Below are 14,017 nucleotides of genomic sequence, written 5' to 3'. Positions count from 1 at the left end.
TGTCGGCGTTTCCGGAGGCGCGACCGTGACCGTCCTGAACAGCGCCCTCGACCCCACCGACCCCGACCACACCGCGCACCGCGCCGCCATGCTCGACAAGCTCGCCGAGCTGGAGACCGAGCACGCCAAGGCGCTCGCGGGCGGCGGGGAGAAGTACGTCGAACGGCACCGTAAGCGCGGCAAGCTGCTCGCCCGGGAGCGGATCGAGTTGCTGCTCGACCCCGATACGCCGTTCCTGGAGCTGTCGCCGCTGGCCGCCTGGGGCAGTGACTACCACGTCGGCGCCGCGATGGTCTGCGGCATCGGCACCGTCGAGGGCGTCGAATGCCTGATCACCGCCAACGACTCGACCGTACGCGGCGGGGCCAGCAACCCCTGGACGCTGAAGAAGGCGTTCCGCTCGCATGAGATCGGGCTCGCCAACCGCCTCCCGTCGATCCATCTCGTCGAGTCCGGCGGCGCCGACCTGCCCTCGCAGAAGGAGATCTTCATTCCGGGCGGGGCCCTCTTCAAACACCTCACGCAGTCCAGCGCGGCCGGCATCCCGACCGTCGCCGTGGTCTTCGGGAACTCCACCGCCGGAGGCGCGTACGTACCCGGCATGTGCGACCACGTGATCATGGTGAAGGAGCGGGCGAAGGTCTTCCTCGGCGGGCCGCCGCTGGTCAAGATGGCCACCGGCGAGGAGAGCGACGACGAGTCGCTCGGCGGCGCCGAGATGCACGCCCGCACGTCCGGCCTCGCCGACTACCTGGCGGCCGACGAGCCCGACGCGCTCCGCCAGGCCCGCCGCGTCGTCGCCCGCCTCAACTGGCGCAAGGCGTACGCCGATCCGGACCCGGCGGCGGTGGCGGAACCCACGTACGACCCCGACGAACTGCTCGGCATCGTGCCCGGTGACCTCAAGATCCCCTTCGACCCGCGCGAGGTGATCGCCCGGATCGTCGACGGCTCGGACTTCGACGAGTTCAAACCGCTGTACGGGTCGTCCCTGGTCACCGGGTGGGCGGCGCTGCACGGCTACCCGGTCGGCATCCTCGCCAACGCGCAGGGCGTCCTGTTCAGCGAGGAGTCGCAGAAGGCCGCCCAGTTCATCCAGCTCGCCAACCAGCGCGACATCCCGCTGCTCTTCCTGCACAACACCACCGGCTACATGGTCGGCAAGGAGTACGAGCAGGGCGGGATCATCAAGCACGGCGCGATGATGATCAACGCGGTCAGCAATTCCCGGGTGCCGCATCTGTCGGTGCTCATGGGCGCCTCGTACGGCGCCGGGCACTACGGCATGTGCGGCCGCGCCTACGACCCGCGCTTCCTGTTCGCCTGGCCCAGCGCCAAGTCCGCCGTCATGGGCCCGCAGCAGCTCGCGGGCGTACTCTCCATCGTGGCCCGGCAGTCCGCCGCCGCGAAGGGGCAGCCCTACGACGACGACGCGGACGCCGCGCTGCGCGCCATGGTGGAGCAGCAGATCGAGTCCGAGTCGCTGCCGATGTTCCTGTCCGGGCGGCTCTACGACGACGGCGTGATCGACCCGAGGGACACGCGGACGGTCCTCGGGATGTGCCTGTCCGCGATCCACACGGCCCCCTACGAGGGGGCGCGGGGTGGCTTCGGCGTCTTCCGGATGTGAGGAACTGACCGTGATTACTTGCCTGTTGGTGGCCAACCGGGGCGAGATCGCCTGCCGTGTCTTCCGTACCTGCCGCGACCTCGGCATCGCCACGGTCGCCGTGCACTCCGACGCCGACGCGGACGCCCTGCACGTACGCGAGGCCGACACGGCCGTACGGCTGCCGGGCTCGGCCCCCGCCGACACGTATCTCCGTGGCGACCTGGTGGTGAAGGCCGCGCAGGCCGCCGGGGCCGACGCCGTGCACCCCGGCTACGGCTTCCTGTCCGAGAACGCCGACTTCGCGCGGGCCGTCACGGACGCGGGCCTGCTGTGGATCGGGCCGCCGCCCGAGGCGATCGAGGCGATGGCGTCGAAGACGCGGGCCAAGGAGCTGATGGGCATCGCGCCGCTCGCCTCGGCCGAGGTCACGGAGGCGGATCTTCCGGTCCTCGTGAAGGCGGCGGCGGGCGGCGGCGGGCGCGGCATGCGGGTCGTACGCCAACTGGCCGAGTTGGTACGGGAGTTGGCGGCGGCCGGGGCCGAGGCCGCGAGTGCGTTCGGGGACGGGGAGGTGTTCGTCGAGCCGTACGTGGAGGGCGGGCGGCACGTCGAGGTGCAGTTGCTCGCGGACCGGCACGGCACGGTGTGGCCGCTCGGCACCCGCGACTGCTCGCTGCAGCGCCGCCACCAGAAGGTCATCGAGGAGGCCCCGGCGCCCGGCCTCGATCCCGCGCTCGTGGAGTCGCTGTACGAGCAGGCGGTGCGCGCGGCGCGGGCGACCGGGTACGTCGGCGCGGGCACGGTGGAGTTCCTGGTCGCCGACGGGCGGGCCCAGTTCCTGGAGATGAACACCCGCCTCCAGGTCGAACACCCCGTGACCGAGGCCGTGTTCGGGCTCGACCTGGTCGCCCTCCAGCTCCGCGTGGCCGAGGGTTCGGCCCTTGACCCGGAGCCGCCCGCCGCGCGCGGCCACGCGGTCGAGGCGCGCCTGTACGCCGAGGACCCGGCGAACGGCTTCGCCCCGCAGACGGGCACGCTGCACCGCTTCCGGATCCCCGCCCGCCGCGAAGCGGCTGATGGGCAGCTTCGGGTGGACACCGGCTGCGCGGACGGCGACACCATCGGCGTGCACTACGACCCGATGCTCGCCAAGGCCGTCGCCCACGCCCCGACCCGCGCGGAGGCGCTGCGCCGCCTGGCCGGGGCCCTGGAGCGGGCCGAGGTGCACGGACCGGTGACGAACCGCGACTTCCTCGTACGGTCGCTCCGGCACCCGGAGTTCGCCGCCGCCCGCATGGACACCGGCTTCTACGACCGCCACCTGGAGGAGCTCACCGAGCCCGAGCTCGACCCGTACGCCCCCCTGGCCGCCGCACTCGCCGACGCGCACGGCCGATCCCGCTTCGGCGGCTTCCGCAACCTGCACTCGCAGGACCAGGTCAAGCGGTACCGGAGCGAGCCGGACGGGGCCGAGCACGAGGTGCGGTACCGGCATACGCGGGCGGGGCTCGACGCGGACGGGGTGCGGGTGCTCCAGGCGGCCCCGACACTCGTGGTGCTCGAAGTCGCGGGCGTGCGGCGGCAGTTCAGGGTCGCGTCATATCCGGACGGCGCCGTTCACGTGAACGGCGCCGCGTACACCGCCCTTTCCCGCTTCCCCGACGCCACCGCCGACCAGGCGCCCGGCTCCCTGCTCGCGCCCATGCCCGGCACGGTCGTACGCCTCGCGGAGGGGGTCACGGAGGGCGCCACCGTCCAGGCCGGACAACCCCTGCTCTGGCTGGAGGCGATGAAGATGGAGCACCGCGTCACCGCTCCCGCCTCCGGCACGCTCACCGCGCTCCACGCCGCACCCGGCCGCCAGGTCGAGGTCGGCGCCCTGCTCGCCGTCGTCGTACAGGAGGAGAAAGAGTCATGACCGTCACCCTGGAAACCGAGGAGCACCAGCAACTGCGCGCCGCCGTCGCCGCGCTCGGCAAGCGCTACGGCCGCGACTACATGACCAAGGTCGTCCGCGAGGGCGGCCACCCCGAGGAGCTGTGGGCGGAGGCGGCGAAGCTCGGCTACCTGGGGGTGAGCCTGCCGGAGCCGTACGGGGGCGGAGGCGGCGGGATAGCCGAACTGTCCATCGTCCTTGAGGAGTTGGGGGCGGCGGGCAGCCCGTTGCTCATGATGGTCGTGTCGCCCGCGATCTGCGGGACGGTCATCGCACGCTTCGGCACGGAGGAGCAGAAGCGGACCTGGCTGCCGGGTCTCGCCGACGGCTCCCGCACGATGGCCTTCGGCATCACGGAACCCGACGCGGGCTCCAACTCCCACCGCATCACGACGACGGCCCGCCGTGACGGTGCCTCCGGTGACTGGATTTTGACCGGCCGCAAGGTCTTCATCTCCGGCGTCGACATCGCCGACGCGACGCTGATCGTGGGCCGCACGGAGGACGCCCGTACGGGCCGCCTCAAGCCCTGCCTGTTCATCGTCGACCGGGACGCTCCGGGCTTCCAGCGCCATCAGATCGACATGGAACTCCAGGCCCCCGAGAAGCAGTTCGAGCTGGTTCTGGACGACGTACGGCTGCCTGCGGAGGCGCTGGTCGGCGACGAGGACGCGGGACTGCTGCAACTCTTCGCGGGCCTCAACCCGGAGCGCATCATGACGGCCGCCTTCGCGATCGGCATGGGCCGGTACGCGGTCGCGCGGGCGGTGGCCTACGCGAAGGAACGCCAGGTCTGGCGGGACCCGATCGGCGCCCACCAGTCCATCGCCCACCCCCTGGCCAAGTCCCACATCGACCTGGAACTGGCCCGCCTGATGATGCAGAAGGCGGCCCACCTGTACGACACGGGCGACGACGCGGCCGCCGGCGAGGCCGCCAACATGGCGAAGTTCGCGGCGGCGGACGCCTGCGTACAGGCGGTCGACCAGGCGGTGCACACGTTGGGCGGCAACGGCCTGACGCGCGAGTACGGCCTGGCGTCTCTCATCACCGCCGCACGGGTGGCCCGGATCGCCCCGGTCAGCCGCGACATGATCCTCAACTATGTGTCACATCAGTCGCTGGGGCTGCCGAAGTCGTACTGATCCCCGCGCAGTTACCCGCGCCACCTATCGGGGCACGGGAATCCCCGCAAGGTCCTCGCACCGCACCCGAGGCAACGGAGTGCACCCATGGTCTTCCGCAGCGAGTACGACGACGTAGCCCCGCTCGAACTCCCCATCCACGACGCCGTCCTGGGCGAAGCCCCCGCGTACGGCGAGACCGAGGCGCTGATCGACGGCCTCACCGGCACCACCCTCACGTACGCCCAGCTCGACCACGCCCACCGCCGCATCGCCGCCGGCCTCGCGGAGGCCGGTCTCGGCAAGGGCGATGTGCTCGCCCTGCACAGCCCCAACACCCTCGCCTTCCCGGCCGTGTTCTACGCCGCGACCCGCGCCGGCGCCGCCGTCACCACCGTGCACCCGCTGTCCACGCCCGACGAGTTCGCCAAGCAGCTGCGCGACTCCGGGGCGAGCTGGATCGTCACTGTGTCCCCGCTGCTCGACGTGGCCCGCGCGGCGGCCGAACTCGGGGGCGGGGTAAGGGAGATCCTCGTGTGCGACGAGACGGATCAGACGGATCAGTCGGCGGGGCACCGCTCCATACTCGAACTCGCCGCATCCACCGCACCCGAGCCGCACGTCGACCTGGACCCGGAGCAGGACATCGCCGTCCTCCCGTACTCCTCGGGCACCACCGGCGTCCCCAAGGGCGTCATGCTCACCCACCGCAACATCGCCACCAACCTGGCGCAGCTGTACCCGAGCATGCCCATCGGCCGCGGTGAACGGGTCCTGGCGGTCCTCCCCTTCTTCCATATCTACGGGCTGACCGCGCTGATCAACGCCCCGCTGCGGCACGGCGCGACCGTCGTCGTCCTGCCCCGCTTCGACCTCGACACGTTCCTCGCCGCGATCGAGAAGCACCGCATCACCGCCCTGTACGTCGCCCCGCCGATCGTCCTCGCCCTGGCCAAGCACCCGAAGGTCGCCGAGTACGACCTGTCGTCCGTGCGGCTCGTCCTCAGCGCCGCCGCCCCGCTCGACGCGGACCTCGCCGCCGCCTGCGCCCGCCGCCTCGGCCTGCCCGCCGTGATCCAGGGCTACGGCATGACGGAACTCTCGCCCTGCACCCATCTCGTACCGCTCGACGAGCAGCACCCGCCGCCCGGCACCGTCGGCAGGCTCGTCGCCGGTACGGAGATGCGGATCGTCGACCTCGACGACCCGGCGCGCGACCTCGGGCCCGGCGAGCGCGGCGAGATCGTCATCCGGGGCCCGCAGGTCATGAAGGGCTACCTCGGCCGGCCCGAGGCCACCGCCGACATGATCGACGCGGACGGCTGGCTGCACACCGGCGACATCGGCCAGGTCGACGCCGAGGGCTGGCTGTTCGTCGTGGACCGCGTGAAGGAACTCATCAAGTACAAGGGCTTCCAGGTCGCCCCGGCCGAGCTGGAAGCCCTGCTGCTCACCCACCCCGCCGTGGCCGACGCGGCGGTCATCGGGGTGTACGACGAGGACGGCACCGAGATCCCCAAGGCGTTCGTCGTACGGCAGGAGGGGGCAGGGGCGGCGCGGCTCGACGCGGAGGAGATCAGCGCGTACGTCGCCGAGCGCGTCGCCCCGTACAAGAAGATCCGCCGCGTCGAGTTCGTGGACGGTGTGCCGCGTGCCCTCAGCGGAAAGATCCTGCGCAGGGAACTACGGGACCGCGAGCGCAGGCCTGAAGAGCATTGAAGAGAACTGAAGAGCATTGAAGAGAACTGAGGACCACGCATGCAGCAGCTGACCGTGAGCGAGGACCGGGGCGTCGCCACCCTCACCCTGGACGCCCCGGAGAAGCGCAACGCACTCTCCGCGCAGCTCGTCACCGCCCTCGCGCAGGCGATCGCCGAGTGCGGCAAGGACGCAGGCGTACGGGCCGTGGTGCTCACCCACACCGGCTCCACGTTCAGCGCGGGCGCCGACCTGAAGGAGCCGCCTAACCCGTACGGCTTCGTGGCGCTGCTGCGGCAGCTGGTCGAGCTGCCCAAACCGGTGGTGGCGCGGATCGACGGGCACGTACGGGCCGGGGGGCTCGGGCTCGTCGGGGCCTGCGATATCGCCCTTGCCTCGGCCGGGTCGGACTTCGCGTTCACGGAGGTGCGGCTCGGCGTCGCGCCCGCCGTGATCTCGCTGCCGCTGCTGCCGCGCCTGCAGCCGCGCGCCGCCTCCCGGTACTACCTCACCGGGGAGCGGTTCGACGCGGCGCGGGCGGCCGAGATCGGGCTGGTGACGGAGGCGGTGGAGGACGTCGACGGGGCGCTGGCGGCGGTGCTCGGCGCCCTCCGCAAGGCCTCACCGCAGGGGCTCGCGGAGTCGAAGGCGCTGGCCACGGCTAGAGTCCTGGAGGCCTTCGACCGCGACGCGGAGGACCTCGTACAGCGCTCCGCCTCGCTGTTCGCGTCCAAGGAGGCCCGTGAAGGCATGACGGCATTCTTCGAACGACGGGATCCTGCATGGGTGTTGTGAGCGAATCGGCACGAGCGGACCGCTACCCCAAGCAGGACCGCAGCCGCGCCACCCGACAGAAACTCCTGGAGGCCGCCGTGGCCTGCCTCGCCGAGCACGGCTGGACGGGCTCCACGGTCACCGTCGTCGCCGAGCGCGCCGGAGTCTCGCGCGGCGCGGCCCAGCACCACTTCCCGACCCGCGAGGACCTGTTCACGGCGGCCGTCGAGTACGTCGCCGAGCAGCGGTCGAGCGCCCTGCGTGAGCTGCCCGCGCAGGACCGCGGGGCCGTCCTGCGGGCCCTCGTCGACCTCTACACCGGGCCGCTGTTCCGGGCCGCCCTGCACCTGTGGGTGGCCGCCTCGCACGAGGAGCAGCTGCACGCGCGCGTGACGGAGCTGGAGGCGCGGGTCGGCCGCGAGACCCATCGGATGGCCGTGGAGCTGCTCGGGGCGGACGAGTCCGTGCCCGGGGTACGGGAGACGGTCCAGGGCTTCCTGGACATGGCCCGGGGGCTCGGCCTCGCGAATGTCCTCACGGACGACCGGGGGCGGCGGGAGCGGGTTGTGGGGCAGTGGGCTGAGCTGATCGACGGGGCGCTGGGCGGCTGATCTCCCTTGCCCCGAAAGGGGCGCGGGGAACTGCGCGACCAGCCACGACGGCGCGGCAGACGAACGATCTGCGCCGCAGCCACGCGGCGCCAGCCGCATATCGGACACAGTCGGGAAGGGGCGGGTAGGGGAAAGAGCCCCTACGGCGCCAGGCGTTCGACCCGCCAGCCGTCGGAGCCGGGATCGCGCCGGTACAACAGGCGGTCGTGCAGACGATTCTCCCGCCCCTGCCAGAACTCCACGCTCTGCGGCACCACCCGGAACCCGCCCCAGTGCGGCGGCACAGGGACCTGCTCGCCCTCCGGGTAGCGCTGCTCCAACTCCGCGTACGCCGCGTCGAGTTCGGTGCGCGCGCCGACCACCGAGGACTGCGGGCTCGCCCACGCCCCGAGCTGCGAGCCGTGCGGCCGGGTGCGGAAGTACGCCGCCGTCTCGTCCCGCCCCGTGCGCAGCGCCGTACCCGAGACGATCACCTGCCGGGCCATCGGATGCCAGGGGAAGAGCAGCGAGACGTACGGATGGGCCGTGATCTCGCGGGCCTTGCGGGACTCGTAGTTGGTGAAGAAGACGAAGCCGCGGTCGTCGTACGCCTTCAGGAGCACCGTGCGCGAGCTCGGCCGCCCCTCGGCGTCGGCGGTGGCGACGACCATCGCGTTCGGCTCGTACAGGGCGCCCTGCTCCTCGGCCCGTGCGGCGTCGTGGAACCAGCGGGCGAACTGCGTCATCGGGTCGGCGGCGAGGGCCTCGGGGGTGATGCCCTCGGCGCGGTAGTGGCGGCGCATCGCCGCCGGCTCGGGCGGCGGCACGGGGTCGGAAGCGTTCACGCGGGCCATCCTGCCGTACGCGTACGGCCGTTCACTCACCCCTCTCATCCCGCCCGTATGGCACTGAGTGCCGCGTAACTCACCCGAAGTGGCACTGAGGGCTCCCCAAAACCGGCACCAGGGGTTATCGTCCGAAGACCGCCGCACGCACCCACAGAACGCACCCGCGAACGCACCCGAGAACGCGAGTCCCCTACACCCACAGGAGCCGCCCGATGTCCGACTTCGTACCCGGACTTGAAGGAGTCGTCGCGTTCGAGACGGAGATCGCCGAACCGGACAAGGAAGGCGGCGCGCTTCGCTATCGCGGCGTCGACATCGAGGACCTGGTCGGCAACGTCTCCTTCGGCAACGTGTGGGGCCTCCTGGTCGACGGCGCCTTCAACCCCGGCCTGCCGCCCGCCGAGCCGTTCCCCATCCCGGTGCACTCCGGTGACATCCGCGTCGACGTGCAGTCCGCGCTCGCCATGCTCGCCCCGGTGTGGGGCCTCAAACCGCTGCTCGACATCGACGCCGCCCAGGCCCGCGACGACCTCGCCCGCGCCGCCGTGATGGCCCTGTCGTACGTCGCCCAGTCGGCGCGCGGCCAGGGCCTGCCGATGGTGCCGCAGCGCGAGATCGACAAGGCGTCCAGCGTCGTCGAGCGGTTCATGATCCGCTGGCGCGGCGAGCCGGACCCCAAGCACGTCAAGGCGGTCGACGCCTACTGGACCTCCGCCGCCGAGCACGGCATGAACGCCTCGACGTTCACCGCCCGCGTCATCGCCTCGACGGGAGCCGACGTGGCCGCCGCGCTCTCGGGCGCGGTCGGCGCCATGTCGGGACCGCTGCACGGCGGCGCCCCGTCCCGCGTCCTGGGCATGATCGAGGAGATCGAGCGCACCGGCGACGCCACGGCGTACGTCAAGCAGGCCCTCGACAAGGGCGAGCGCCTGATGGGCTTCGGCCACCGCGTCTACCGCGCCGAGGACCCGCGCGCCCGCGTGCTGCGGCGTACGGCCAAGGAGCTGGGGGCGCCGCGCTTCGAGGTCGCCGAGGCCCTGGAGAAGGCGGCCCTCGAGGAGCTGCACGCCCGCCGCCCCGACCGGGTCCTCGCGACGAACGTGGAGTTCTGGGCGGCGATCATGCTGGACTTCGCCGAGGTCCCGGCGCACATGTTCACGTCGATGTTCACCTGCGCCCGCACGGCCGGCTGGTCCGCGCACATCCTGGAGCAGAAGCGCACCGGCCGACTCGTACGCCCCTCGGCTACGTACGTCGGACCGGGCACGCGCTCGCCGCAGTCGATCGAGGGGTACGCGCAGATCGCGGACTGAGGCTCGTGGTTCCGTACGGCGCCTGAACGCAGACGATCCGCGGGCCCTGGTTCCCGCCGCTCTCGGCGGCGGGAAGCCGGCCGGACATCACCGGCGGGCCCGCGGATCGGGTGACTGCGTTGGATTGGCCGGCTGCGTGCTCACTCGCACGCTGGTCCGGCACCGCACTGAGTGCGACAGCAGGCCGCTAGCCCGCAGTCACCTCTCCTGTCCGGTTTGCATACATCTGCCGAACCACCTCCCTTCCGAAGTGACTCCAGCCTAGGAACCCGCCCCGGCCGCTTCAAGCGAATTAACGGGACCGCTTTTTCCCAAAACTTGGTGTGGGCTGCGTCACCTTCGAGTTGAATGATCTGTGTGCACTGCATGCGCGGTGCACGCCGCAAGGCTCACTCGTCCTGCAGGGGGTGGCCAGGTGAGTGCTTCCCGGCACAAGACAGGTAACGGCACCGACAGCGACAGCGACGCAGGCCCCGGGCGCGAAGGCTCCGGCCGCGAAGGCCCCGCCTCCGACGACCTGCTGGCGGCACTCCTCGACGGCATGGACGCCGCACTCTGCGCCCTCGACGCCGACGGAGTCGTCACGCACTGGAACCGCGAGGCCGAACGCATCCTCGGCTGGACCTCCGACGAGGCCGTCGGGCAGAGCGGCTTCGCCGGCTGGGCCGTGCGCAGCGCCGACGCGGCCGAGGTCGAGCAGCGGCTGCTCTCCGCGATGTCCGCGCCCGGCCGCCAGGTCCACGAGTTCGCGCTGCTCACCAAGGACGGCCGCCGGGTGCTCGTGCGCACCCAGTCCGCCGCCGTGCGCGGCCCGGACGGCAAGCCCGCCGGGGTGTACTGCGCGTTCAGCGAGGTCCACACCCAGATCGACCTGGAACGCTCCATCGCCCTCAGCGAGGCCCTCTTCGAGGACGCCTCCTGGGGCGTCGTCCTGATCGACGCCGACCTGCGCCCCGCCGTCGTCAACGCGCACGCGGCCCGCCTCCTCGGCACCAACCGCACCGCCCTCCTCGGCCGCCCCCTCGGCGAGCTCCTCACCCGGGGCGTCGAGGAGCTGGAGAGCGTCCTCACGCACGTACTCGCCGAAGGCGCCCCGCCCGCACCCGCCGAGCTGTGGGTGTCGGTGCGGGGCGACAGCTCCCAGCGAGCAGGAGGTGCCGAGGGCGCCGGGGGTGACGCGGGTGCCGGAGGTGCCGTGGGGGAGCAGCGGCGCTGCTGGCGCAGCGGCTTCCTGCGGCTCGCCTCGCCGCTCGCGGAGGAACCCGTTCCGCTGGGTGTGGGCTGGCTGTTCCAGGACGTCACCGAGTCCAGGCTCGCCGAGCAGGAGGCGGCCCAGCTGCGCTTCCGCGGCAATCAACTCCAGCGCGCCGCGCGGGCCGCGGGCGAGTGCGAGGACCCGATGGAGGCGGCCGGCGTCCACCTGGACTTCGCGCTCGCCGGATTCGCCGACCACGCCCTGGTCGACGTACTCGACCCGGCCGGACACATCGACCCGCCGCGACTCGTCCGGGCCGCCGCCACACCCGCCGAGGCCCCGGGGCCCGTGCTGCCGGGCGACCGGTCCTGGCTTCCGGTGCGGTACGCGGAGGGGCATCCGGCGCTGCAGTGCGCGGCCCGTGCGGGATCGGTGCGGGCGAGCGCGGGCGCGGCCCCGCCCGAGGACTGGGCGCGCGCCCGGCAGTGGCCCGAGGGCTCGGTGCACGCCCTGTGCGCGGTGCTGCGCAGCCGGGGCGTGACGCTCGGCGTGGTCACCTTCCTGCGCTCGGCCAGCCGCACCCCGTTCGAGCGCGGCGACGCCGGGTACGCGGAGAGCGTCGCGGCCCGGGTCGCCGCGGCCCTCGACCTGGCGCGCCTCGTCGAGCAGAAGTACTGAGCAGAAGTACTGAGCAGAAGTACTGAGTCGTACGGGAATCCTCGGGACCGTTGCGAGAGTTCAGCGCCGGTAGAAGATCCGGTCCCCGTACTCCTCGAAGACCCGGCCGTTCCACTCGTGGCCGCCGTCCACGTTGCCCGAGCGCAGCATCGGCGGATCGAAGCCGCGCGCGGCGAGCTCACCCGCGGCGGCCGCCATCGTGGCCTGCAGCAGCGCGTTCGTGACCACGCTCGACGCGGGGCCGAACGGCGCGGCCACGCCCTCCGCGGTCAGCTCCGCGTCCCCGACCGCGATCTTGCTGTCGAGGACGATGTCGCAGTGGTCCTTCAGGAAGGTTCCGGACGCGTGCCGCGAGCGGGTCTCCGTCGCGTACACCACCGAGGTCACGCCGATCACCTTCAGGCCGAGCGCGCGGGCGTTCATCGCCATCTCGACCGGCAGCGCGTTCCGCCCCGAGAGCGAGATGATCACCAGGACGTCGCCGGGCCTGGCCGGGCTGGTGTCGAGCACGGCGGCCGCGAGCCCGTCGACCCGCTCCAGGGCGGAGCCGAGCGTGGCGGGCATGACGTCCACGCCGACCACACCGGGCACCGCGAGCAGGTTCATCAGGGCCAGACCACCCGCGCGGTACACCACGTCCTGCGCGGCGAGCGAGGAGTGCCCGGCGCCGAAGGCGAAGAGCCGGCCGCCGGACTCGACGGTGTCGGCGACGGCCGTGGCCGCCGCGGTGATCGCGGCCCCCTCCTCGTCCCGCACCCGCTCCAGGAGTCCGATCGCGGCGTCGAAGTACTGTCCGGCCAGCTTGTTCTCGCCGTTCGTGGGGCTCATCGCCGAGGGCCTCTCCCGGGAAGGTGCCTGACAAGGGCGGCATGGGTGCCTGCCGCCGATCACGTTGCGGTCTGGACCAGTGCCCTGTCAATACGGCCGTGGCGGCCTGTGGACAACGGTCGGCGAGGGCCGGATCCCCGGGCGCGGCACGGTTGTCGGCGCTATGCGTCAGAATTGGTGCAGGGCCAGCGCAGGACGCTGCGGAATTGCTCCGCAGCTCTCTTTTCTGTCACAGCATGAGGGGCACGTATGTCCGGACTGATCGATACGACGGAGATGTATCTCCGCACCATCCTCGAGCTCGAGGAGGAAGGTGTGGTCCCCATGCGCGCCCGGATCGCCGAGCGGCTCGACCAGAGCGGGCCGACGGTCAGCCAGACGGTGGCGCGCATGGAGCGTGACGGACTGGTGTCCGTCGCCAGCGACCGCCATCTGGAGCTCACCGACGAGGGCCGCCGCCTGGCCACCCGCGTGATGCGCAAGCACCGGCTCGCCGAGTGCCTGCTCGTCGACGTGATCGGTCTGGAGTGGGAGCAGGTGCACGCCGAGGCCTGCCGCTGGGAGCACGTGATGAGCGAGGCCGTGGAGCGCCGCGTCCTCGAACTGCTCCGCCACCCCACCGAGTCGCCGTACGGCAACCCGATCCCGGGTCTCGAGGAGCTGGGCGAGAAGGCCGAGGCCGACCCGTTCCTGGACGAGGGAATGGTCAGCTTGGCCGACCTGGACGCGGGGAGCGACGGCAAGACGGTCGTCGTGCGCCGTATCGGGGAGCCGATCCAGACGGACGCGCAGTTGATGTACACGCTGCGGCGGGCCGGTGTGCAGCCGGGCGCCGTGGTGAGCGTGACGCAGTCGCCGGGCGGTGTCCTGGTGGGCAGCAGCGGCGAGGCCGCCGAGCTGGAGGCGGACATCGCCTCCCACGTCTTCGTGGCCAAGCGCTAGAGGCCGACAGCTGCACGCACTGCCCGCCGGGTCCTGCCCGGCGGGCAGTGCTGTTTCGGGCGGTGCTGTTTCGGTGCGTGCTGTTTTGGGCGGCGCTCTTCGGGAGGTGCTGTCTCGGGCGTTGGGCATCTGGCGGCGGATTCCAAGATTCACTGGGCGGAATCGCAGCGGCCGGGGGATTTGCGTGCCAGCCTGTTCCGTGAGGCGTTTGGCCACCGGGGAGGGGGCGGGACGATGGTCCGTACGGAACGGGTGAGCCCCGGCGCCGTGAAGCGCCGGGGCCCTTCCTCCCCTGTGCTGACCTGGAGCCCCGAGCTCTCAAGGTCAATCCCCTCGGACCGTTTTCCCCGAGCGGCCCGCCTCCCGTTGAAGATCTCCCCTCGGCCGGGCCCGTCAATCCTTGAGTGTGGTCACTCGAATGAGGGGTGTTGGCGCCAGGAGCCGTGTTCTCGAATGGGGGTTCGATAGCGTGGTTCGTA

11 protein-coding genes are annotated in these 14,017 nt (G+C 71.9%); 9 read left to right on the top strand and 2 right to left on the bottom strand.

Translation table 11 applies throughout. The features are described from left to right. Positions 1–25 precede the first annotated feature (25 nt). The 6 genes from RCO28_RS19420 to RCO28_RS19395 all read left to right on the top strand — a co-directional run bounded on the left by RCO28_RS19420 (position 26) and on the right by RCO28_RS19395 (position 7,755). On the top strand, positions 26–1,630 hold the full coding sequence (locus tag RCO28_RS19420; protein WP_308942418.1) for a carboxyl transferase domain-containing protein: 1,605 nt from the start codon (positions 26–28) through the stop codon (positions 1,628–1,630). Positions 1,631–1,640: 10 nt separating this feature from the next. Further along, positions 1,641–3,530: a biotin carboxylase N-terminal domain-containing protein gene (locus RCO28_RS19415; protein WP_308942417.1), complete on the top strand. Its 1,890-nt coding sequence runs from the start codon at positions 1,641–1,643 to the stop codon at positions 3,528–3,530. Then, a complete protein-coding gene (locus RCO28_RS19410; protein ID WP_308942416.1) occupies positions 3,527–4,693 on the top strand; it encodes an acyl-CoA dehydrogenase family protein in 1,167 nt (388 codons plus the stop codon). The genes RCO28_RS19415 and RCO28_RS19410 overlap by 4 nt, the downstream gene beginning before the upstream one ends. Positions 4,694–4,780: 87 nt before the next feature. Continuing rightward, entirely contained in the window at positions 4,781–6,391 is a 1,611-nt protein-coding gene (locus RCO28_RS19405; RefSeq protein ID WP_308942415.1) for a 4-coumarate--CoA ligase family protein, read from the top strand. A gap of 39 nt (positions 6,392–6,430) precedes the next feature. Further along, positions 6,431–7,165: an enoyl-CoA hydratase family protein gene (locus RCO28_RS19400; RefSeq protein ID WP_308942414.1), complete on the top strand. Its 735-nt coding sequence runs from the start codon at positions 6,431–6,433 to the stop codon at positions 7,163–7,165. Further along, the gene (locus tag RCO28_RS19395) at positions 7,153–7,755 is read left to right on the top strand and encodes a TetR/AcrR family transcriptional regulator (protein ID WP_308942413.1); all 603 of its coding nucleotides are present in this window, start codon (positions 7,153–7,155) and stop codon (positions 7,753–7,755) included. Before RCO28_RS19400 ends, RCO28_RS19395 begins: the two co-directional genes overlap by 13 nt. 140 nt (positions 7,756–7,895) lie before the next feature. On the opposite strand, the gene pdxH is transcribed toward RCO28_RS19395, so the two are convergent. Beyond that, positions 7,896–8,588: a pyridoxamine 5'-phosphate oxidase gene (gene pdxH / locus RCO28_RS19390; protein ID WP_308942622.1), complete on the bottom strand. Its 693-nt coding sequence runs from the start codon at positions 8,586–8,588 to the stop codon at positions 7,896–7,898. Positions 8,589–8,794: 206 nt separating this feature from the next. On the opposite strand from pdxH, the gene RCO28_RS19385 reads away from it, so the two are divergent. Further along, complete coding sequence (locus tag RCO28_RS19385) at positions 8,795–9,895, top strand: citrate synthase 2 (protein ID WP_308942412.1); 1,101 nt, start codon at positions 8,795–8,797, stop codon at positions 9,893–9,895. A 415-nt stretch (positions 9,896–10,310) separates the two neighbouring features. After that, on the top strand, positions 10,311–11,768 hold the full coding sequence (locus RCO28_RS19380; RefSeq protein ID WP_308942411.1) for a PAS domain-containing protein: 1,458 nt from the start codon (positions 10,311–10,313) through the stop codon (positions 11,766–11,768). A gap of 60 nt (positions 11,769–11,828) precedes the next feature. Here the strand turns inward: RCO28_RS19380 and RCO28_RS19375 are convergent, their stop codons facing one another. Beyond that, positions 11,829–12,596: an SIS domain-containing protein gene (locus tag RCO28_RS19375; RefSeq protein WP_308942410.1), complete on the bottom strand. Its 768-nt coding sequence runs from the start codon at positions 12,594–12,596 to the stop codon at positions 11,829–11,831. A gap of 249 nt (positions 12,597–12,845) precedes the next feature. Here RCO28_RS19375 and RCO28_RS19370 point away from each other — a divergent pair, with 249 nt between their 5' ends. After that, a complete protein-coding gene (locus tag RCO28_RS19370) occupies positions 12,846–13,538 on the top strand; it encodes a metal-dependent transcriptional regulator (protein ID WP_308942409.1) in 693 nt (230 codons plus the stop codon). The last annotated feature ends 479 nt before the right edge of the window (positions 13,539–14,017 follow it).

This window comes from Streptomyces sp. LHD-70 (genome assembly GCF_031157275.1).
Classification (GTDB): domain Bacteria; phylum Actinomycetota; class Actinomycetes; order Streptomycetales; family Streptomycetaceae; genus Streptomyces.
This window is presented reverse-complemented; position numbering and strand designations above follow the sequence as displayed.